23 protein-coding genes are annotated in these 20,734 nt (G+C 71.8%); 2 read left to right on the forward strand and 21 right to left on the reverse strand.

Going from position 1 to position 20,734, the window contains the following annotated elements:
• Positions 1 to 104: 104 nt before the first annotated feature.
• From ispE to VGC13_RS08880, 18 genes are all read right to left on the reverse strand, one after another.
• The gene (ispE, locus tag VGC13_RS08795) at positions 105 to 1,001 is read right to left on the reverse strand and encodes a 4-(cytidine 5'-diphospho)-2-C-methyl-D-erythritol kinase (RefSeq protein WP_331124865.1); all 897 of its coding nucleotides are present in this window, start codon (positions 999 to 1,001) and stop codon (positions 105 to 107) included.
• Positions 985 to 2,040: a lysylphosphatidylglycerol synthase transmembrane domain-containing protein gene (locus VGC13_RS08800; RefSeq protein ID WP_331124866.1), complete on the reverse strand. Its 1,056-nt coding sequence runs from the start codon at positions 2,038 to 2,040 to the stop codon at positions 985 to 987. The genes ispE and VGC13_RS08800 overlap by 17 nt, the downstream gene beginning before the upstream one ends.
• A gap of 31 nt (positions 2,041 to 2,071) precedes the next feature.
• Entirely contained in the window at positions 2,072 to 3,514 is a 1,443-nt protein-coding gene (locus tag VGC13_RS08805; protein ID WP_331124867.1) for an Hpt domain-containing protein, read from the reverse strand.
• Positions 3,515 to 3,534: 20 nt separating this feature from the next.
• Positions 3,535 to 4,257: a pyridoxine 5'-phosphate synthase gene (locus tag VGC13_RS08810; protein WP_331124868.1), complete on the reverse strand. Its 723-nt coding sequence runs from the start codon at positions 4,255 to 4,257 to the stop codon at positions 3,535 to 3,537.
• Complete coding sequence (locus tag VGC13_RS08815) at positions 4,254 to 5,159, reverse strand: Rossmann-like and DUF2520 domain-containing protein (protein WP_331124869.1); 906 nt, start codon at positions 5,157 to 5,159, stop codon at positions 4,254 to 4,256. Before VGC13_RS08815 ends, VGC13_RS08810 begins: the two co-directional genes overlap by 4 nt.
• Before the next feature lie 318 nt (positions 5,160 to 5,477).
• Positions 5,478 to 5,723 carry a DUF433 domain-containing protein gene (locus VGC13_RS08820; RefSeq protein WP_414682984.1) on the reverse strand — a complete coding sequence of 82 codons (246 nt, stop codon included), beginning with the start codon at positions 5,721 to 5,723 and terminating at the stop codon, positions 5,478 to 5,480.
• Between the two features lie 14 nt (positions 5,724 to 5,737).
• A complete protein-coding gene (gene hflX / locus VGC13_RS08825; RefSeq protein WP_331124871.1) occupies positions 5,738 to 6,976 on the reverse strand; it encodes a GTPase HflX in 1,239 nt (412 codons plus the stop codon).
• Between the two features lie 35 nt (positions 6,977 to 7,011).
• Complete coding sequence (locus VGC13_RS08830; protein ID WP_331124872.1) at positions 7,012 to 7,374, reverse strand: hypothetical protein; 363 nt, start codon at positions 7,372 to 7,374, stop codon at positions 7,012 to 7,014.
• A 111-nt stretch (positions 7,375 to 7,485) separates the two neighbouring features.
• The gene (locus VGC13_RS08835; RefSeq protein WP_331124873.1) at positions 7,486 to 7,701 is read right to left on the reverse strand and encodes a type II toxin-antitoxin system HicB family antitoxin; all 216 of its coding nucleotides are present in this window, start codon (positions 7,699 to 7,701) and stop codon (positions 7,486 to 7,488) included.
• 103 nt (positions 7,702 to 7,804) lie between these two features.
• Complete coding sequence (locus VGC13_RS08840) at positions 7,805 to 8,287, reverse strand: DUF3368 domain-containing protein (protein ID WP_331124874.1); 483 nt, start codon at positions 8,285 to 8,287, stop codon at positions 7,805 to 7,807.
• Positions 8,284 to 8,529, reverse strand: coding sequence for a UPF0175 family protein (locus VGC13_RS08845; protein WP_331124875.1), 246 nt, complete (start codon positions 8,527 to 8,529; stop codon positions 8,284 to 8,286). The genes VGC13_RS08840 and VGC13_RS08845 overlap by 4 nt, the downstream gene beginning before the upstream one ends.
• Positions 8,530 to 8,531: 2 nt before the next feature.
• Entirely contained in the window at positions 8,532 to 8,759 is a 228-nt protein-coding gene (locus tag VGC13_RS08850) for a UPF0175 family protein (protein WP_331124876.1), read from the reverse strand.
• Between the two features lie 63 nt (positions 8,760 to 8,822).
• A complete protein-coding gene (locus tag VGC13_RS08855; RefSeq protein ID WP_331124877.1) occupies positions 8,823 to 9,035 on the reverse strand; it encodes a type II toxin-antitoxin system HicB family antitoxin in 213 nt (70 codons plus the stop codon).
• A 97-nt stretch (positions 9,036 to 9,132) separates the two neighbouring features.
• Positions 9,133 to 10,941, reverse strand: coding sequence for a TonB-dependent receptor plug domain-containing protein (locus VGC13_RS08860; protein ID WP_331124878.1), 1,809 nt, complete (start codon positions 10,939 to 10,941; stop codon positions 9,133 to 9,135).
• A gap of 208 nt (positions 10,942 to 11,149) precedes the next feature.
• Entirely contained in the window at positions 11,150 to 13,090 is a 1,941-nt protein-coding gene (locus tag VGC13_RS08865; RefSeq protein WP_331124879.1) for an ABC-F family ATP-binding cassette domain-containing protein, read from the reverse strand.
• On the reverse strand, positions 13,087 to 13,566 hold the full coding sequence (locus VGC13_RS08870; RefSeq protein ID WP_331124880.1) for an LEA type 2 family protein: 480 nt from the start codon (positions 13,564 to 13,566) through the stop codon (positions 13,087 to 13,089). The genes VGC13_RS08865 and VGC13_RS08870 overlap by 4 nt, the downstream gene beginning before the upstream one ends.
• Before the next feature lie 630 nt (positions 13,567 to 14,196).
• Positions 14,197 to 14,940 (reverse strand): ATP-binding cassette domain-containing protein, encoded by a 744-nt coding sequence (locus VGC13_RS08875; protein ID WP_331124881.1) that lies wholly within the window; start codon positions 14,938 to 14,940, stop codon positions 14,197 to 14,199.
• A complete protein-coding gene (locus VGC13_RS08880) occupies positions 14,937 to 16,178 on the reverse strand; it encodes a hypothetical protein (RefSeq protein WP_331124882.1) in 1,242 nt (413 codons plus the stop codon). Before VGC13_RS08880 ends, VGC13_RS08875 begins: the two co-directional genes overlap by 4 nt.
• Before the next feature lie 120 nt (positions 16,179 to 16,298).
• Here VGC13_RS08880 and VGC13_RS08885 point away from each other — a divergent pair, with 120 nt between their 5' ends.
• Both VGC13_RS08885 and VGC13_RS08890 read left to right on the forward strand, forming a co-directional pair.
• On the forward strand, positions 16,299 to 16,970 hold the full coding sequence (locus VGC13_RS08885; RefSeq protein ID WP_331124883.1) for a nucleotidyltransferase domain-containing protein: 672 nt from the start codon (positions 16,299 to 16,301) through the stop codon (positions 16,968 to 16,970).
• Positions 16,967 to 17,437 (forward strand): hypothetical protein, encoded by a 471-nt coding sequence (locus VGC13_RS08890; protein WP_331124884.1) that lies wholly within the window; start codon positions 16,967 to 16,969, stop codon positions 17,435 to 17,437. Before VGC13_RS08885 ends, VGC13_RS08890 begins: the two co-directional genes overlap by 4 nt.
• Positions 17,438 to 17,563: 126 nt before the next feature.
• Here VGC13_RS08890 and VGC13_RS08895 read toward each other — a convergent pair whose 3' ends face one another.
• From VGC13_RS08895 to VGC13_RS08905, 3 genes are all read right to left on the reverse strand, one after another.
• Complete coding sequence (locus VGC13_RS08895) at positions 17,564 to 18,904, reverse strand: replication-associated recombination protein A (protein WP_331124885.1); 1,341 nt, start codon at positions 18,902 to 18,904, stop codon at positions 17,564 to 17,566.
• On the reverse strand, positions 18,901 to 19,638 hold the full coding sequence (locus VGC13_RS08900; RefSeq protein ID WP_331124886.1) for a ZIP family metal transporter: 738 nt from the start codon (positions 19,636 to 19,638) through the stop codon (positions 18,901 to 18,903). Before VGC13_RS08900 ends, VGC13_RS08895 begins: the two co-directional genes overlap by 4 nt.
• A 129-nt stretch (positions 19,639 to 19,767) precedes the next feature.
• Complete coding sequence (locus VGC13_RS08905; protein ID WP_331124887.1) at positions 19,768 to 20,145, reverse strand: holo-ACP synthase; 378 nt, start codon at positions 20,143 to 20,145, stop codon at positions 19,768 to 19,770.
• Positions 20,146 to 20,734 lie beyond the last annotated feature (589 nt).

Here is a 20,734-nt window from a genome sequence, read left to right on the forward strand (position 1 = left end):
CCCGACCGACGACACGCCCAATCCGGCTTCTCCGCCCGAGACGATATCACGCAGAGACCACACGATGCTCTGCCGACGGTGATCGATCTCCGAGGCGGAGCGCCTTACCCCACCCGCACCGCCGGCTCCTCGTCCAGCGTCCGCGCGTCCCAGCAGCGCATCCCCAGCGCCCGCACGCGCTCCGCCGCCGCGTCCCGCGCGGGGTCGTCCGCGAACACGCCGAACACGCTGGACCCGCTCCCCGCCATCCGCGCCACCGTCGCGCCCGCCCCGCGCATCGCCTCCAGCGCGTCGCGGAGGATGGGGATCTCCTCCATCACCACGTCCTCGAAGTCGTTCTCCGCCAGCGCGGCGACGGACTCCCAGCCGCGGAGCGCATCCGCCGGAATCGACCGCGCCTGAGGTACGTATCCCCCGCCCCGCCGCTCCGCGATGCGCCGGAACGCATCCGCCGTAGGCATCGCGACGCCGGGGTGCGCGACGAGGACGGGGCGCGGGGGGAGAGCCGGGAGCGCCAGCAGCCGCTCGCCGCGCCCCCATGCCAGCGCGAGAGACGAGCCGCAGAGAAAGAACGGCACGTCGCTGCCCAGCTCGATCGCCATCTGCAGCAGCGCCGCACGGTCCAACGGCTCGTCGTGCAGCGCGTTCAGCGCCCGCAGCGCCGCCGCGCAGTCGGACGATCCGCCGCCCAGCCCCGCCGCGGAGGGAATGTGCTTGGTGAGGTGGATGTCGACCGCCGGCGCCTCGCCCAGCACGGCGTAGAACCTCGAAGCGGCGCGGACGCAGAGATTGCGCTCCGGCGGCCCCGTGTCCACCCCGCCCGCCTCGTGCAGCCGCACGCCCGGCGCGCCGCGGCGGACGGCCACCGTGTCCGCCAGCGACAGCGCGCAGAACAGCGTCTCCAGCGCGTGGTAGCCGCCCTCCTCGCGCGCCAGGATGCGCAGGAAGAGGTTCGTCTTGGCCGGTGCCGGGACCTCCGCCGCGTCAGGCAGGGCGCGCATCGGCGGTGGCGGGATCGGATTCCACCGCCTGCTCCACCCGCTTGTCGGTCTGCCCCAGGTCGCGCAGGCGGATGTTGAGCCGCGCCGCGTACCAGGCGCCCAGCCCCGTCACCGTCAGCCACCCCGCGATGTGAAAGCCGATGGCGAACGACACCGCGCGCGCGTTGGGTACGCCCCACAGGGCCAGCCCCAGCACGCTCGCCGCCTCGAACACGCCAAAGAAGCCCGGCCCCGCCGGAATGGCCACCGCCATGGCGATCAGCGACTGCAGGAAGACGGCGCCCAGGAATCCCGGCTCCGTGATCCCGAACGCGTGAAACGCCAGCAGGAACGACGTCGCCAGGAACGCCCACTGCGCCACCGCCCACGCCACGGAGATCGCCAGCAGGCGCGGGCTGCGCAGCACGTGCAGCCCGGCGATGAAGGCGTGCAGCGCGTCCAGCAGGGGGCGGCGGACGGCCCCGGGGAGCACCGCGTTGGCGATGCGCTCCGCGATGGCCGTGCGCCCGGGAAAAAACACCAGCACCAGCGCCCCCGCCAGCAGCACCGCCACGATGCGGATCATCCAGTCCACGCCCGCCTGCACCTCGCTCCCGGGCGCCAGGTCGGGAAACCCCGGCAGCGCCATGCTCCCCAGCAGAAAGACCACCAGCACGATGCCGTCCAGCGCGCGCTCCACCACCAGCGAGCCGAACGCGCCCGTGACGGGAATGCGGGCCTGCCGCGCCAGCACCCACGCCCGCGCGAACTCGCCCAGGCGCGCGGGGAACACGTTGTTCGCCCCGAACCCGATGCACACCGCCGCGATGCGCGGGGCAAACGGGACGTCCGGCGCAACCGGCTGCAGCAGCGGCTTCCAGCGGAGCGCACGGACGTGCATCCCCAGCGTGGAGACGAGCGTGGCCGCACCCAGCAGCCACCAGTTGGCCTGGCGCAGCTGCGCGGCGACCTCGCTCCAGTGCACTTCCCTGAGCGCCAGCCAAAGAAAGAAGACGGTCGCCGCGATCCCGACGACCGCCTTCAGGGATGATGACTTCATCGCGAGAAGGGTGATGTCGATCCAGAAAGGGTCAGGCGCGCCCGGCCAGCCCCAGCTCCACCAGGCCGAACAGCTCGTCCAGCGCGTCGCCCAGCGGCGTCCCGCGCCCGCCGGCCAGCGGCGCGATGCGGGCGCGCAGGGCCAGCGCCTCGCGCAGCGCGTCGTCCGGGGCGTAGAACAGCGCCTCCACGGGCACCACGCCCTCCTCGTCCGCGCGCGGCGTTTCCCCGGCGGACGGGCTCGATTCCACCTGCTCCACCGTTTCCGCCACGGAAGGCGCCGCGGGCGCGGCCACCGCCGGCGGCTGCGGGGCGCCGGGCAGCGCGTAGCGCAGGTCCCGCAGCGCGTCGCGCGCCTCCTCGGGCGACGTCGCGGACCGCAGGCGGTTGGCCGCCAGCTCCGCCGCCGTGGCCAGCGCCGCCACGCCGTACGTCCCCGCCAGCTCGCGCACGCTGGCCGCCAGCTCCGCCACCTCGCGCGCCGTGCGCCCAAAGCGCCGCGGGCGCGCCGGCTGGCCCGCCAGCAGCCCCTCGGCGCGGTCCAGGAACCCCGTCCCCTCCATGCGCAGGAACGCCTCCACCTCCGGCGTCATCCCCTCGCCGGACTCCGACGGCACCGGCGCCATCGGCGACGACACCAGGTGCACCCCGCCGCCGTCCGCGAACAGCCGCGTGATGGGGATCACCTCCGCGTCCTCGCCCGCGGCGGACGCCTCTTCCACCCGGTCGCGCAGGTCGCGGAACGCCGTCAGCTCCGCCGACTCCCCCGGCGCGTGCCCGCCCTCCAGCGCGGAGGCGGACGCGCGCAGCGCCGCGGCGCCGGCGGCCAGCAGCTCCAGCTCCGCGCCGGTCACGTCCGAGGTGCGGCCCAGCAGCTCGTGCGACGCGTCCTCGATCCCCTCCAGCACCTCCAGCACGGGGGCCAGCGCCTCCATCCCCGCCACCCCGCGCACCGGCCGCATCCGCCGCAGCACCACGCGCAGCGGCTCGCGCCCGTCCGGCGCCCCGCGCAGCTCCGCGATGGCGCGGTCCATCTCGGCCACCACCCCCGCGATCTCGCGCCGCACGAAGTCGAACAGCGCGTCGCCGCCGCCCGCCGCGCCGCCGCGCCGGCCGCCCTGCACGTCGGCCCAGCGCTCCGCCGCGCGGTCGGCGCGCTCGTCCTCGGCCGCGGCCCAGCTGCCGTGCCGCTGCACCAGGGCGCGCAGGTCCTCGGCCGTGCGCCGGGCGCGCTCGCGCACCTCCGGCGTCCACTGCAGCGCCCCGTCGCGAATGGCGCGCGCCCCGTCCTCCAGCCGCTCCGCCACCCGCGCCACCGCCTCCGCGCCCGCCAGCTGCGCGCTCCCCCGTACGCCGCGCGCCAGGCGAAAGAAGCGCACCGGGTCCGGCCGGTCGCCGCCGGCCAGCAGCGCGTCCATCTGGTCCAGGAACTCGCCGGCTTCCAGCGCGAAGTATTCGCTGAGCGGTTGCGACATGGGATGCGGTCGGGTGGGGGTCAGCGGCGGGCGCGGCGGATGAGGTCGGCCATGTCGCGCACCGCGCGCTCCAGGCCCGTAAAGACGGCGCGGCTGACGATGGAGTGGCCGATGTTCAGCTCCTCGATCTCTTCCACGCGGGCCAGCGGCGCCACGTTCTCGTAGGTAAGCCCGTGCCCCGCGTGCACGCCCAGCCCCAGCGAGCGCCCCAGCGCCGCCGCGCGGTGCAGGCGGCCCAGCTGCTCCGTGCGCTCCGCGCCGCGCGTGTTGGCGTACTCGCCCGTGTGCAGCTCGATGGCGTCGGCGCCCAGCTCCAGCGAGGCGCGCACGCTCTCGGGGTCGGGGTCGATGAACAGCGAGGTGCGGATCCCCGCGTCCTTCAGCCGGCGGACGGCGTCGCCCAGCCCCGCGCGCGTGGCGTCGCTGAAGGTAAGCCCGCCCTCCGTGGTCACCTCCTCGCGCCGCTCGGGGACCAGCGTGGCCTGGTGCGGCCGCCACCCTTCCGCCAGCGCCAGCACGTCCGACGCCGCTGCCAGCTCCAGGTTCACGACCGTGCGCGCCGTCTCCATCAGCAGGCGCACGTCGCGGTCCTGGATGTGGCGGCGGTCTTCGCGCAGGTGAACGGTGATGCCGTCGGCGCCCCCCAGCTCGGCCAGCACCGCGGCGCGTACCGGGTCCGGCTCGTCGGTGCCGCGCGCTTGGCGCACCGTGGCGACGTGGTCGATGTTGACGTAGAGCCTCAACTCCCCTCCCCCAGCAGTGCGCCGATCCGGTCGGCCGCCGCGGCGTCCAGCCCCGCCGTCCGCGCCAGCCGCAGGGCTTCGCGGCCCAGCAGGCAATATAGCGCCCGCTCGTCCGCCGACAACCGCGCAAGGTGCAGCGCCACCGTCTCCACGTCGCCGCGCACGATGGGCCCCGTGAGCGCCGCCGCCGGCCCCCGCGCGCCCAGGTTCTCCACCGCCCCCGCCGCCAGGGCCGAGAGCGCGGGGCGCGCCTCCTCGGCGTGCACGCCCGCCTGCTCCATCAGCCGCTCGGCCACGGAAAGCAGCGTGACCGCGTAGTTGCTGGCGAACACCGCCGCCGCGTGGTACGCCGGCTTCTTGCCCGGCGCAATGCGCAGCACCCGCCCGCCGCACGCGTGGATGATGCGCTCGGCCAGCGCCCCCGCCGCGCCGTCGCCCTCCACCCCCCACGTCGCCCCTGCCAGCCGCTCCGCCCCGTCCACCGGGTCCGCGATCGCCGCCAGCGGGTGCGCCGAGCCCGTCGGGTGCCCCCGCTGCGCCAGCGGCCGCAGGATGTCGATGGACCGGCTTCCGCTGGTGTGCAGGATGGGGATGGACGGGGGAAGGTCGATCGCCGCCAGCCGCCCCGCCACCTCGGCGATGGCGCCGTCCGGCACCGCGATCACGATGGCGTCCGGGTCCGCCGGCGCGTCCTCGATGCTCCGCCGGTACTCCGCGCCCGGAGGATGGCCCGCGTACAGCGGATGCTCGGGCGCGATGAGCCGCCGCCCCGTCAGCGTCATCCGCCCCACCGCGTGCGCGCGGTGCAGCCGCAGCCCCAGCGCGAGCCCCATCCGCCCCGCCCCCACGATCCACAGGTGGCGCGCGACCGGCTCGCCGCGATGATCCGATGCTGCGTTCAAGCGTGTCCGATGTCGTTCCGACGCACACCGGCTGCGCCGACCCTGTGTGATGAAAGCCGCCGCGCGCGCCCGCCTGTCATTCCGAAGGAGGCGCCGCACGGAACCGTCCTGACCCAATACCCTGGCGCCGACTGAGGAATCTACTTTCCGACTGCTCGTACCCCGTGAGCGGCCGCGGATCGTCCGTCACCTGCGGGCCGCGCGAGATTCGGCTCGCGCCTGAGCACCCGGTTGCGGACGCGCAGGTGCGTGAGACGCCGCATGCCGCCGGGCCGCCGAGTCCGCGCAGGCGGACTTTGCGCATTCCCAGCGGCGAATTCATTCGCTCCTGGGAACCGGCGGCACGTACCCGGCTACAGGCTGCGGCTGCGGCAGGCATTCCACCGCAAACGCAAGGCAGGCGCGGATGTCCTCCGGCTCCAGATCCGGGAAATCCTCCAGGATCTCGGCTTCCGACATCCCACCCGCCATGTACTCCAGCACGTCCTTCACCGTCATTCGAATGCCGCGGATGCAGGGCTGCCCGCTGCGCTTGCCGGGCTCGATCGTGATGCGGCTGAGCAGATCAGCCTGCACCGTCACCCGCCGCCGTACACCTTCACGCCGCGGCTGCGCAGGCGGCCCAGGGCAGCCTTGGGCAGGCGGGCGCGCAGGTGGATCTCGGCGCCGTGGTCCTCGCGGTGCAGCACCTCGCCCTCGCGGTAGATCTCCGCCAGCAGCCCGCCCTGCGACGACGAGAGCGTCAGGTGCACGTCCGGGCGAATGCGGTCCATCTCGCGGTGCAGAAGCTCGCGCAGCGGCTCCAGCGCCCCCTCCTCCACCGTCGAGACGAAGATGGACGGCTGCCCGAAGTCGCGCTCGCGCAGCGCCTGCTCCTCCTCGTGCGTCAGCCGGTCCGTCTTGTTGAACACCAGCACCGTGGGCCGCTCGCCCATCCCCAGCTCGCCCAGCACCTCGCGCACCACCTCCATCTGCTCCTCCCACACGGCGTGGGAGGCGTCGATCACGTGCAGCAGCAGGTCGGCCTCGGCCGCCTCCTCGAGCGTGGCGCGGAACGAGGCCACCAGGTGGTGCGGCAGCTTGCGGATGAACCCTACCGTATCCGTCAGCAGGATCTCGGCGCCCTCGCCCACCTCGATGGCGCGCGTGGTGGGGTCCAGCGTGGCGAACAGCCGGTCCTCCACGAACACCTCCGTCCCCGACATCTTGCGCAGGATGGACGACTTCCCCGCGTTGGTGTAGCCCACCAGCGAGGCACGCAGCTGCCCCTCGCGCCCCTTGCGCTGCGTCTGCCGCTGCCGGGCGATGTGCTCCAGCTCGCCCTTGAGCCGCGTGATGCGGTGGTCGATGAGCCGGCGGTCCGTCTCCAGCTGCGTTTCGCCGGGGCCGCGCATGCCGGGGCCGCTGCGGCTGCGCGAAAGGTGGCTCCACATGCGGGTCAGGCGCGGCCGCATGTACTGCAGCTGCGCCAGCTCCACCTGCGCGCGGGCCTCGCTGGTGCGCGCCCGCGTAGCGAAGATGTCCAGGATGAGCTCCGCGCGGTCCATGATGCGCGTGCCCACGATGCGCTCCAGGTTGCGCCCCTGCGCCGGCGACAGCTCGTCGTCGAACAGGATGAGCGTGGCGCCTTCCGCCGCCACGAAGTCCCGCAGCTCCTCGGCCTTTCCCTCGCCGATGAAGAACTTGTGGTGCGGGTGGTCCAGGCGCTGGACGAACGAGTCCAGCACGTCCACCCCCGCCGTGTCGGCCAGGCGCTCCAGCTCCTGGAGGTGCTCTTCGGTCACCTCCGCCGGCTGCGACTTCAGCGGCGCGCCCACCAGGACCGCCTTCTCCCTGGGCTCCGCCAGCTCGATCAGTTCTCGCGTGCTGATAACCGTTCCTCCGGCAAGTTCCCTGGGGCGGGGTGATTCCCCGTCACCAGCGTGATGGCTTCGCTCAAGTTCAGGTACAGCTCATCCAGCGATCCAGCCTGCGTATGCGCCCCCGGCAGCGCGTCCACACAGCCGACCAGCATGCCCTCGATCTGGCCGGGCACGACAGCGGCAGCGTGTCCGCCCACGATCATCGTCAAGGCACCCGCGCCCGACTCGCTGTACGGCACGGGCTCCCGATGCATTCTCCGATCCTCGATCACGTCCGTCGCAAGGCGCCGCACCGCGCTGATTGCCTGCTCCGGCGATGCGCCATAGGCGAGCGCGCCAGCAATCGCGGGCATTTCAGCAATCCAGCGACCGTCAGCTTCTCGATCCAGTTCGATGCTGCCCGCTGCGCAAAAAAGGCTACCGCTCGGCTCTACTCAAGTGAATCGACTCGGGGCGCCGTGACGTCAGGCGTACATCAGCTTGCGGCCCTTCGGCTCCAGGATCGGATCACCGAATTCCTGGGCAGTCGCGATCCAGCCCCGGATTGCATCCTCAGCCATCGCGAGCGCTTCTTCGCGCGTATCGCCATGGGTCATGCATCCGGGCAGTTCCGGGACCTCCGCAATGAACGCGTTGTCCGCAGTGTTCCAGTAGATGATCACTTCGTACTTGGTGCTCATTCTTCACCGCCAGCTTGTCGAGCCGGCTCATCCCCGCCCATGCATAAGGTATATCCGGGCGCCCCGCTCGGCAGCCTTGTTCCTTGGGAACGCCACGGCTCGCTCAGCCCTCACCCGCATCCCTAAGGAGCGCATCGTACAGATGCCGGGCAAGGCGAAACTGCGTCACCTTGAGCATCTCATCCAGCACTGGCCGAATCTCCGCCAGAAAGCCGTGTGCTTTCGCCTGCGCCAGAACGCCTGCGGCTCCTATCACGCGAAATCCCATCCATAGCGCGACTTCGCGTCCACGTCGTTCGTCCAGAAGCACCACCTCCGCCTTTACCTCGGCGGCGAGCGCCAGCGCCTCGGCCTCACCGTCATCCAGATCTGTCTGCAGCGCCAGCAGGTACGAATCCTGAGCCACTGGAATGACGCGTATCCAGGTAGCGGAAAGGACGTCCTGCACCCCGGGCCGCCCGTTGTGGACAACCTCGTCCCATACGGCGGAAGGGATCAGAACCTCGCCATACAGCGCGTGCAGCAGGTGGAGTTGGCCGGCGCCGGCAAGCGTGATGAGCGGAGACGCATCACTTACGACGATCACCGTTCGGCGAGACTGCGCATTGTCGCAAGATCCTGCTCCAACTCCTTCATGCCGTAGTGCATCGGGATCTCGCGGCGGGCGAGCAGGTCGTTGAACGCCCACTTGTCCATCTCGGCAAGCCGCGCGGCGCGTCCCAGCGACAGCTTTTCGCGCTCGTAGAGCACGACCGCCAGCTCCCGCAGCAGTTCGGCCTGGGACAGGCGCGGCGCAACGTGCGCCTCCGGATTCAAGGTCAGCTCCATGCTCAGCTCGCGGCTGCGGGGGCAAGGGTCCTGAAGTGCTCCGGATCCACCTCGATGTCGCGGCTCGCAAGCAGGTGCGCGAACTGGCGGCGGCCCATGCCGGCCACCTCCGCCGCGGATTCCAGCGCCATGCCGCCCCGGTGATACAGGATCACGGCTACCTCCACCGCCATCTCCTGCTCCGTCATCCGTGCGGCGAAGAGAACGTCATCCGGGATGGTGATCGTCATCGTCTCTCCTGCTCGATCGTACATTCCCTTGACTCCACGCGTGCAACACGGACGGCGGGACGATCAGGCGTACATCAGCCGGCGGCCCTTCGGTTCGGGAACCGGCCTTCCAGTTTCCCGGGCAACGTCCATCCAGGCCTGCATCGCTTCCTGCGCCATCGCGAGCGCTTCCTCATACGTATCACCGTGCGTCTTGCAGCCCGGGAGTTCCGGAACCTCGGCGATCACCACCTGGTCAAGGTCGCTCCAGTAGAGGATGATCTCGTATTTCAGCACGCCGGCCTACTCCCGAACAGGATCTGTCCAGAGCGTCACGCCCACCAATCTACACGCCTGCAAGCTCCTCGCCTACCCTTCCGGCACCTGGACCGGGTCAGCGGCCGCGGGACGCGGACCACTCCAGGCCCACGGTGAACGCACGGCCGGGCGCCGCAAGCCGCGTGATGTCCAGGTACTCGGCGCCGGTGGCGTTCTGCACGTCGGCAAAGACGCGCACGCCGCGGATGTCGTACGCCGCGCGGGCGTCCAGCCGGACGTACGCATCGTCGCCCGTCCGGCGCGCGCGGCGGCCCAGCAGCGTGAGCGTCAGCCGCTCCGCGAAGGTGCGGCGAAGGCTCAGGGCCACGTTCTCCACCACCGGCCGCAGCGCGGATTTGCTGGTGAACCCGTCGGCTTCTTCGGTCGCTACCGAAAGCCACGCGCCGGTCGCGCTCCACGCCAGCCCCAGGGGGCCGGACCACCCCGCTTCTGCCTCGATGCCGCGAAAGCGCGCCTCCTCCACGTTGCGCGTGCGCCAGGGCTCCGCCGGAGCGTCATCCGGCCTGGCCCAGTCGATCAGCTGGTCCGCGTCGCGCACGAACGCCGCGATCCCCAGCCGCACGCCGTGCCCCGGAAAGGCGCTGGCGCCCGCCTCCGCGCTCCACGACCGCTCCGGCTGGAGGTCGGGATCGCCGACGTTGGCGGGATCCTGGTAGTAGCGCTCCGTCCACGTGGGCGCGCGGAACGCCCGCGCGGCCGACGCGCGCAGCCGCACCCCCGGCGCGGGCCACCACGCCGCCGCGACGGACGGCGACCACTCCGTCCCGTAGCGCTCGTGCCAGTCGGCGCGGACCCCGGCCGTCGCCGTCGCGCGGCCAAGCGTCCCCGCCGCCGCCTCGAGCAGCGCTCCCGCGCGCGGCTCCGCGCGGTCGCCCAGCCGCGCGCTCTCCAGCTCGTCGCTGAACCACTCCGCGCCGCCGGCGAGCCGCAGCCGCGGCGCCGCGTGCCAGCGGGCCATCACCTCACCGCCCCAGCGAAGGTTCGTGTGCTGGTTGCGGTAGAACTCCGGATCGTCCCGGCGCAGCACGTAATCGTCGGCGTGGCGGCGCACGCTGAGCGTGGGCTCCACCGCCAGGCGCGCGCTGGAGAGGGCGCGAAACGCCAGGGTCGCCGTCGTCGTCCGCGTCTCCTCGTACGACGGGAACGGGCCGTAGAAGCCTTCCGCGCCAAAGTCGCGGGCCGCGTGCGCCACGTCCGCGTTCACCGTCCCCCCGCCGGCGGGCACCGTCAGCGCCAGGCGTCCGCTCGCCACGTCGTAGTCCGTCCCCGGGCGGTGGCCGTCGGAGCGCTGCCACTCACCGCCCAGGTCCGCGCGCGCCGCGCCCAGCCGCGCCGCGTACGAAGCCGACACCGCGCGCGTGTTCCACGTGCCCGCCTGCGCGCGTGCCCGCGGCCCGCCGGCATCGCGGCGCGTGACGACGTGGATCACCCCACCCACCGCGTCCGCACCGAACAGCGCCGACGCCGGGCCGCGCACGATCTCGATGCGCTCCACCTGGTCCAGCGGAACCGCCAGGTTCAGGTCGAAGTGGCCCGTCTGCGCGTCGCTGGCACGGACGCCGTCCACCATCACCAGCACCTGCTCGAAGCTCCCGCCGCGCACGGACACGTCGGCCAGCGCGGGGGAGCGCGGCATCACGTCCACCGCCAGCGCCCACTCCAGCACGTCGGCCAGCGTGCGAGCGGGAAGCGCGCGGATCTGCTCCGCCGTGACGACCTCGATTCCGCGCGTGGCGGCGGCGGCCTCGCTCGCGGTGCGGGACGCCGCGCTCACCCGCACGGTATCCAGGGGAACGGCCCGCTCCTGCGCCGCCAGAGCGGCGGGAGCGAGCGACGAAAGAACGAGCAGCGAACGTACGCGCATCAGCATCGGTCCGGAAACGGGGACCGCCGCGCCATCGCGCTTCGCGAGGGCCGGCGGTCAGGATGATCTCGGTTTCGCGAAAAGATAGAGGGTGCCGCGCCCAACGGCCAGCGGGCACGCCTGCGAACGCGGGCGGAGAATCCCTCTCACGCTTCTTCTTCCCGCGCGGAGCGGCGCATCGCCTGTCCAGACCGTGACCTCCGTCGACCTACACGCCCGCAAGCTCCTCGCCCACCCTCTCCCAGGTGGCGTAGGCTTCGGCCAGCTCGGCGGAGAGCGTGTCGCGCTCGGCGGCCAGGGCGGCGGGGCGGGCGGGGTCGGCGCCGGCGGCGTAGAGCGCGGGGTCGCCCAGCGTGGCCTCGATCTCGGCGATGCGTGCCTCGATCTTCTCGATGCGCTGCTCCAGCGCCTGCTGCTCGCGCTCGCGCCGGCGGATCTCGTTCTTGGAGAGCGCGGGCGCCCCGCCGGCCGCGGAGGATGATCCTCCACCGCCTTTCGGCTCGGCGGTGCGGGCCAGGACGGCGGTGGCGGCGGACTCGGCCTTGCGGCGCGCGCTCCACTCCAGCCACTCGTCGAAGCTGCCGGGATAGTCCACGAAGCGGCCGTCCTCGTACGCCCACACCCGCGTGGACAGGGCGGAAAGCGTGGCGCGGTCGTGGGAGATCAGGATCACCGTGCCGTCGTAGCCGTCCAGCGCCTCCTCCAGCACCTCGCGGCTCTCGATGTCCAGGTGGTTGGTGGGCTCGTCGAGCAGCAGGAGGTTGGCTTTCTGCAGCGTGATCTTGGCCAGCGCCACGCGGGCCTGCTCGCCGCCGGAAAGGTCGCCCACGCGCGCCTCCTGCTCATCCCCCGTAAACAGGAAGCGGCCCAGGTGGCTGCGCAGCTCGGGAAAGGTCAGCGACGGCGCCGCCTCGGCCACCTCTTCGCGGATCTTCTTTTCGGGATCCAGGTGCGTGAAGTCCTGGCGGTAGTACGCCGGCCGCACCCCCGTCCCCATCGTCACCGAGCCGCGCTCCGGCTGCGCCGCACCGGCCAGCACCCGCATCAGCGTCGACTTGCCGCACCCGTTGGGGCCCACGAGCGCGATCCGCTCCGCGCGCGACACCTCCGCCGAGAAGGGGGAGAAGAGGACGCGGTCGCCGTACGCGCACTGCACCGCATCCACCTTCATCACCACGCCGCCGCTGCGCCCGCCGGACGCGAACTGCAGCCCCATCGCCTTTTCGTCGCGCCCCACGGCGGCGACGCGCTCCAGGCGGTTGAGCAGGGTGCGGCGGCTCTTGGCCTGCTTGGTCCGCGTGCCGGCGATGAACTTCTGGATGAACGCCTCGGTGCGGGCGATGTGCGCCTGCTGCTGCTCGTACTGCTTGCGCTGCAGCTCGCGCCGGGCCTCGCGCTGGTCCAGGAAGCTGTCGTATCCGCCCGTGTAGGGGTACGCCGTCCCTTCTTCCAGGTGCAGCATGTGGTCCGCCAGCCGCTCCAGGAACACGCGGTCGTGGCTCACCACCATCACCGTGCCCGGGTAGCCGCGCAGGAACTCCTCCAGCCACTCGGTGGAGCGCAGGTCCAGGTGGTTGGTGGGCTCGTCCAGCAGCAGCACGTCGGGCTGGGCCAGCAGCGTCTGCGCCAGCCGCAGCCGCCCCAGCTCGCCGCCGGACAGCGCGCGGATCGGCTTGCCCCACGTGTCCTGCGGAAAGCCCAGCCCCTCCAGCGTGGCGTCGGCGCGCGAGCGCATCTCGTAGCCGCCGCGGCGCCGGAACTCCTCCACGTGGCGGTCGTACGACTTCAGCAGCCGCTCGGCGTCGCGCGGCTCCTGCACCGTCCCCAGCTCCTCCAGCTCGCGGTTGATCCGCGCCTCCATCTCCACCAGGTCGGCGAACGGCTCCAGCGCGGCCTCGTGCACCGTGGCCGCGCTCTGCTCGCCCCGATTCTGGCGCAGCAGGGTAAAGCGCAGGCCGGGGTGGCGCCAGATCTCGCCCTCCGTGGCCTCGTCGTCCCCCGTGATGGCCTTGAAGAGCGTGGTCTTGCCCACCCCGTTGCGCCCCACGATCCCCCAGCGGTCCCGCGCACCGACGGTGAACGAGACGTTGCGGAAGACCCAGCGGTCGCCGTACTGCTTGCCCGCGTTCTGCAGCCGGACGATGGTCATCTGCCCAGCATCACGTTTCCGGTCTTGCTGAACGGCACCGTGCGCGACGAGCCGGCCGCGCGCACCCGCACCGTGCCCGTGGCGCGGTAGTCCAGCCGCCCGCTGCGCATCACCGACGCCGCCGCCGGGCCCAGCTGCGACAGGCGGAACTCCACCGGCACCTGCACCGTGCGCGTTTCGCGGGCGCCGATGCGGATCTCCTCGTCGTACGTCCCCTCCGCCAGCCGCTCCCACTGCGGATTGCTGGCGTCGCCGCCGGCGGAGCGCAGGAAGAGCTCGTAGCGCAGGTCGTCCGCGCGAAAGCCGATGGCGTTGGGGTTCTCCACGCGCAGGTTCACCAGCAGCGTGCCGCCGCTCAGCCCCACGCTGCCCAGCGAGATCCCCTCCAGCTCGATCGTCGGCTTCTTGAAGCCCGTGCACGCGGACGCGAGCGTCACCAGGGCCAGGACGGCCAGCAGCGATGTGCGTTTCATCATGTCGGTTGCTCCTTCGTGGTGCAGCACTGCTTTGAACTGCACGGTTTGGGCGTGTCCCCCGCGAGCGGGGGCCGGGCTGCGCGCGCCGTAGGCAACGATACGACTGTTGCCAACGGCGTCGAGCCCCCGGCGCGCCAGGTTTCCGATTCGTTTCCTCAGGTCCGGTGCACGGCGCGCCGGTGTCTCGCCCCTGCGGGCGCGCATCCCTCACGCAACTTCGGGCGCGGTTTCCGTCGGCCCTCCGGTGGGCGAGTGTTGCGCGTCCAGCCCGGCAGCGTGCCGTCGTCCGCCCGCAGGAGCGAATGATGCTCGTTGCGATTCTAATCCGGTAACGTGCCGTCCGCCCGCGGAGCGAATGAATTCGCCGCTGGAACATCGCAAAGTCCGCCTGCGCGGACTCGGCGGCCCGGCCGCGTGCGGAATCCCATGCGGCTGCGCGTCCGCAACCGGAATCCGACCGCACCCCCGTATGTCATTCCGAGGGGAGCGCCGCGCCTGACGGTCCGTCGCTCACCGCGCCCGGCGCGCGACCGGGGAATCTACCGACGGCGACTTCCGCGCCCGTCGAAGCGCCCCGGATTCGCGGCTACAATCCGCGAAGGCGGATTTTGCGATCTTCCAGCGGCGAATTCATTCGCTCCTGGAGCCGGATGCACCGAACCCCAGCGTCGGCGCCCGCCTCCACGCCTCCCACTCCGCCCCGTCCAGCATCTTCCAGAACCCGCCGGGCCCCAGCAGCAGGCCGCGCGAGCACCATCCCCCGACGAACTCCAGGTCGTGGCTGCTGATGAGCACCGCGGCGCCCTCGGCACGCCGGGCGTCCAGCTCCGCGACCAGCCGCTCGGCGGAGGTGCGGTCAAGGCCGTTGAGCGCTTCGTCCAGCAGAATGGCGCGCGGGCGGTGCAGCAGCGCGGCGATGATGGCCGTCTTGCGCCCCATCCCCTGCGACAGCTCGCGGCAGAGCGTGCCCTCCGCGCCGCCCAGCCCCAGCAGCTCCAGCAGCCGGGCGGATTCCCCGCGGGCCGCGGACGCGTCCATCCGCCGCGCCGCCGCGATGAACTGCAGGAACTCGCCCACGGTCAGCTCGCCGTACAGGAACGGCTGCTCGGGGACGAAGCCGATACACCCCGCCGCGGCGGTCGGGTCCTTGAAGGGATCGTGCCCGCAGAGCCGCACCGTGCCGCTGTCCGGCAGCCTGTCGCCCGTGACGCACCCCAGCAGCGTGCTCTTTCCCGCGCCGTTGGAGCCCAGCAGGGCCACCGCCTCGCCCGGCCGCAGCGCGAAGGTCACGCCGTCCAGCACCACGCCGCGCCGGTACTTCTTGCGCACATCCTCCACCGCCAGCGGCGGCACGCCATCCGTCTGCATCGTCATCGCCCCGCCGCGGCAAGGGACGCGGCGGAGGCGACCAGCGCGCTCCCCGCCGCCGCCGCGATCCACAGCCACGCGGCCGATCCGCCCAGCACCAGCGCCCAGGTGATCGCGACCGGAATCACCAGCGCCAGCGCCATTCCGAACGCCGCCGCCCAGCGCCCCAGCAGCCGGTCCGCCGCCGCGAGTCCCGCCGCGCGGTCCAGCCAGCGGCGCCCGCCGCGCTCCATCCGCCCCAGGCCGATGACGGCGGCGGCCTGCATCGCCAAGACCACCGCGCCCGCGCCGGCCACCCACCCCTGCACCGCCGGCCGCTCGCCCGCACGCAGGATCGCCAGCACGCACACCACCGCGACGGGCCACGCCACGCGCCCCGCCCAGCGGAACCGCCGCGCCACCACCGCCGCGTCGCGCGCGCGGACGGCTCCCGCCCTCGCCGGCAGAACGCGCGCCAGCCCCCGCCCGATCACCAGCCCCGCGTCCCCCGCGTCCGGCGCCGGCGCGTACGCCATCTCCGCGGCCTGCGGCGAAAACCGCGGCGCCGCCCGCTCGAACCGCCGCGCGCCCACCATCGCCAATCCGAGGCCGATCGCCGCGAACACCGCCGCCCACGCCACCGGTGGCAGCGAACTCACCAGGACCAGCCGCGCCGCGAAGGCGCCGCAGATGACGGCCGGCAGCGGCGCCCACACCATCGGCCCGGCGCGGACCAGCTCCGGGTCGGGCCCCATCATCATCGACGTAAGCTCCAGCCGCCGTCCCGGGTTCGCGATGCGCGCCGCCGCCCCGGAGAGCGAGGAGAGCGCCATCCCCCACGCCGTCAGCCCGGCCGCGGCCGCCACCGCGATCGGGAGCGCGCCCAGCGTGCCGGTGGCGGCGTACGGAATCATCAGCAGCAGGAGGATCAGCAGCACCAGCGCGCCCAGCCGCAGTGCGCGCAGCCCGTACGCCGCCCGCGCGGGGATGCCCAGGCGGCGCAGCAGCCCGTCGTCGGCGGGGCGAAAGAGGATTGGATACGCCCAGAACGCAATCGGCGCCGCGACCAGCAGGCCCAGCGCGATGGCTCCGTCGCCGTCGGCGGCGTCCGGGCGTACGGATTCCGCGCCCAACCACAGCGCCGCAATCCCCAGCAGCGCCGGCAGCCCCACGCCGATCCACGCGCCCGGCCGCGGATGCCGCACCGGGTCCGTGAGCCGCCGCGCTTCGAGGTTGAGGAGAAGACGAAGGGCGGTTCGGGTCACGGTGCGCGGGGAAAGAGCGATACAACATCAAGCCTGCCGAGCGGCGGAATATGAGAGAGCGCGCGAGGCGGGGCAACGCCGAGACTTGCTTTCCGATGCCATTGCACCCAAATTTCGTGCATGAACATACTGGAATCGACGTGGCACACGACGCCTGCGCGTCCACCCAACATTCGCAGCCGCAAACGCACGGACGCTCTCTCAACCGCACTGGCGTCGGGAGCGATGGCCCGCGTCGTCATCGACTTTGCCGTGCATCCGGAGGATGCGTCGCACGGACGAGAGATCCAGCGCCGCACCGGCCTAACGCCGCGGTCCCTGCAGACGGAACTCGCCCGGCTCGAATCGCTCGGCTTGGTGCGCCGCCGCCCAGATGGCCGCCTGGTCCGCTACGAGTTGGTGGAGGAAAACCCGCGCTGGCGTGCGTTGCGAGCCATGATCCGGGACTTTGCTGACCCCGTCGACGTGGTTCGCAACGCGCTCGCGGACATTCCGGGGATCGCCGCCGCATTCGTGTTCGGCTCCTTCGCGCGGGGTGACACTCGCGAGGACAGCGACGTCGACGTGTTCTTGATCGACGATGGAATCCCGGAGGAGCGGCTCGCGCGCCGGACGATCGAGGCAGAAATCCTGCTGGGTCGCGAAGTCAGCGTGGTGCAGATGACGCGCGACGAACTCGCCGGGCGGACCGAGGCGGGTAGCTCCTTCATCCGCAACGTTTTCCGCGGGCCAAAGGTGTGGCTGGCGGGGAGCGAAGCTGACCTTCCGATCGCAGTAGAGAGCACGTCTTGAGCACACCACGACGCATTCAGCAGCTCATGGAGGGACGTCAGCTGGAGGAGTTCCCCACCCCGGATTCGGACGTCGCGGCGCTGTGGCAGAAGGCCACGGCATCTGCGCGTGACGCGCGGAACAGCACGAACTCTCCAGACAACCAGTACGTGCTGGGATACCAGGCTTTGCTGCAGATGGGGACCGCCGTGCTCGCCTGCGCGGGATACCGAACGCGAGGGGCGCAGGGGCATCACGCAACCACGTTCTTTGCCGTGGCGGCACTCGAGATCGAGGGATTGCAGGAGATCGACATCCGCACCGACCGAATCCGCAAGATGCGGAAGGTGTCAGCATACGAAGCGGGCTCCCCCACGCCCGAACAGATCCGCGGCCTCAACGAGTTGCTGGATACGGTGATGCCGCCCGCCCGACGGTGGCTGGCCCAACAGCGGCCGCACGCATCATTTCCGCAGCACCAGAGCTGACCACGCGGGCTGTCCGGTGTCGGCAAGCACCGAGCAGTCCGCCCCTGGCACGAACGGTCCGCGCAGGCGGACATCGCGTTTTCCCAGCCGCGAATTCATTCGCCACCTTTGACGGCACCCCCGATCTCACCCCGGGTCGCCGCGCTCGCGCATGCGGGCGGCGATCTTGAGTTCGTAGCCGCGGTCGGTGGGCTCGTAGAAGCGCGCGTCCTGGATCACATCCGGCAGCGTCTGCAGGGGCGTGTAGCCGCCCTCGTAGTCGTGCGCGTACTTGTAGCCCGCACCGAATCCCCACTCCTTCATCAGCGCCGTCGTAGGGTTGCGCAACGCCAGCGGGACCGGCGCGTTGGGATGCTCCTTGGCCGCCTGCGCCGCCGCGCCCCCCGCCATGTACGCCCGGTTGCTCTTGGGCGCGTTGGCAACGTAGAGGATGGCGTTGTACAGCGGCAGCAGCCCCTCCGGCAGCCCCAGCCGCTCGAAGGCGAGCATGGCGTTCACGCAGACGATGCCGGCCTGCGGATCGGCCAGCCCCACGTCCTCGTAGGCGGCGGCGATCAGGCGGCGGAACACCGTCTTGGCGTCTTCGCCGGACTGGATCATCCGGCTGGCCCAGTACAGCGCGCCGCTGCCGGAGCTTCCGCGCAACGACTTGTGGAACGCCGACAGCATCTCGTACATCAGCGAGGTGTCGTAGCGCGCCGTGGGCTGCTGCAGCGCCTCGCGCGCCTCGCGCACGGTGATGCGCCCGCCCGCGCCCGCCAGCCGCCCCGCGATCTCCAGTCCCGTGAGCGCCTGCCGCGCGTCGCCGCCGGTGTTGCGCACCAGCACGTCCTCGGCCTCCTCGTCGATCGACAGCCCCGCCCCGCCCAGCCCGCGCTCCGCGTCGTCCAGCGCGCGGCGCACCAGGCTGCGCACGTCGTCCTCCGTCAGCGGCTGCAGCACCAGCACGGTGGACCGGGAGAGCACGGCGGGGTTGATCTCGAACCCCGGGTGCTCCGTGGTGGCGCCGACGAGGGTCATGAGCCCCGACTCGATCCACGGAAGCAGAAAGTCCTGCTGCCCCTTGTTCAGGCGGTGGATCTCGTCAATGAACAGCAGCGTGCGCCGGCCGCCCTTTCGCCGCGCCTCGGCCTCCTTCACCACCTCGCGCAGCCGCGGCACCCCCTCGCTCACCGCGCTGAAGGGGACGAACGAGGCGTCGCTGTCCGTCGCGATCACCCGCGACAGCGTCGTCTTTCCGCTCCCCGGCGGTCCGTGCAGAATCAGGTTGGGCAGATGTCCGGCCGCCAGCAGCTTCCGCAGCGTTCCATCAGGCCCCACCAGGTGCTGCTGGCCCACGATCTCGTCCAGCGTCCGCGGGCGCATCCGCTCGGCCAGCGGCGCGGACGGGTCCGGCGGCGGCGGGGCGGACTCGCCGCGCGGTGAGGGCGCGGGCGGCTCGTCGCCGAAGAGGGAGAAGTCGCTCACGGATGCTCCAGGTATCCGCGCACCAGCAGGTAGGTGGCGTAGAACAGCCCCGCGCCCAGGAACACGGCGATGGAGGTGGACGCGCTGCGCTTCTTCTGCACCTCGGGGACCAGGTTGCTGGCCGCCACGTACAGCGTGACGCCCGCGCTCAGCGCCAGCCCGGTGGTGGAAAGGATGCGCACGTACTCCGTCAGCACCACGCCCAGCACCGTCGAGACGCCCAGCAGCGCCACCGCGCCGATGGCCCGCTTGGCCGAGTTGCCGCTGGCCAGCATGATGGACGCCACCGTGACGCCCTCGGGCACCTTGTGCAGCAGGATGGCGATGAACACCAGCATTCCCAGCCACTCGCCCGCGTGAAAGCCGCTGGCGATGGCCACGCCGTCGAAAAAGGTGTGCAGCAGCAGCCCCAGCAGCGCGGTGATCCCCACCCACCGGCTCACCATGTGCTCCGAGTGCGTTTCTTCGCCAAAGTGGAAGTGTGCCACCAGCACGTGCTGCGTAAGGTGCACCAGCAGGTAGCCCACGAGGACGGCCGCCGCCGCGGCCTCGCCCCCCTCCTCCACCGCGTGCGGCACCATCCCCACCAGCGCGGTGGCGATCATGAACCCCGCGCCAAAGGCGATCAGAAAGCGCTGCGTCGCGCGTCCCGCCGCCGACGACGCGGTGATGACGAACCCGCCGATCAGGTTGGCGGCGGCCGCCGCCAGGGCGTACCACAGCGCCGTACTCAAGACGTTCCCACGATATCCGCCAGAGTGAACAGGGTGAAGCGCGGGAAGGTAGTGCGAGAGTGCGAGAGTGCGAAAGTGCGGAGGGGAGAGGTGACAGGGGACAGGTTACAGGGGACAACGGGCGGGGGATCAGGATTCGAGGACGACGAAGGCGGCGGCGGTGTCTTCGGTGTGGGTGAGGGAAAGGTGGATGCGGGATACGCCGCGCTCGGCGGCGGCTTCCGCGGCGCGGCCGGACAGGCGCAGCGACGGCGCGCCTGAGGGGGCGGTGACCACCTCCACCTCGGTCCACCGCCCGCCCAGGCCCCAGCCGGTGCCCAGCGCCTTGAAGAACGCCTCCTTGGCCGCGAACCGCCCCGCGAACGACTCCAGCGCGGATCTGGACGCGCGGCACCGCTCCGCCTCGGCGGCGGTAAAGAAGCGGGCGAGCGCCGCGTCGCCCCGCCGCTCCATCAGCTCGGCGAAGCGGGGGATGGAGACCAGGTCCACGCCGACGCCCGCGATCACGCCGCGCGCCTTGCGCGGAGGGCGCGCACGCCGCAACGTGAGCGCCGAACGCGCGGGCAGGCACGCCATTCGCAACCGGCGTCGCGCGGCAAGCTCACCGGAACCGGAATCGGAGGCAGGAAAGACGTGGCGCGGAAGCCCTGGAGGGCCAGAATGCGGATGTGGTCCGCGATTGCCGCGGGCATAGCTGCCGGCATTGCGTTCGGCTGGTTTCTGGTTGAGATGCTGATCCTGCGGTGAACTGCAGGAAATAGGGAATAGGGAACAACCTGCGAGGCTCCTGCGCGTGGGCAATCCATGCCTCGCTTCGGCGAATCCCGCCCACCACCGTGAAAGCCGCCTCCTGCCCGGCCTTCTCGCCGAGCACCCGTCGCCGAGGCCGTTTTTTCCCGCTATTCCCTGTTCCCTGTTCCCTATTCCCTCCGGTGAACTGCAGGGAATAGGGAACAGGGAATAGGGAATAGGGAATAGTCTCTGACCAGTGAAATCCTGCGCAAGTTGCGCAGGATTTGCGCGAGGTGACCACCTAAGCCGTTGCAAACGCTGACGGTCACCTGTCGCAATCGGAGCGGTTCGGAACACGCGTTCG

Source organism: Longimicrobium sp. (assembly GCF_036399255.1).
In the GTDB taxonomy this organism is placed as follows: domain Bacteria; phylum Gemmatimonadota; class Gemmatimonadetes; order Longimicrobiales; family Longimicrobiaceae; genus Longimicrobium.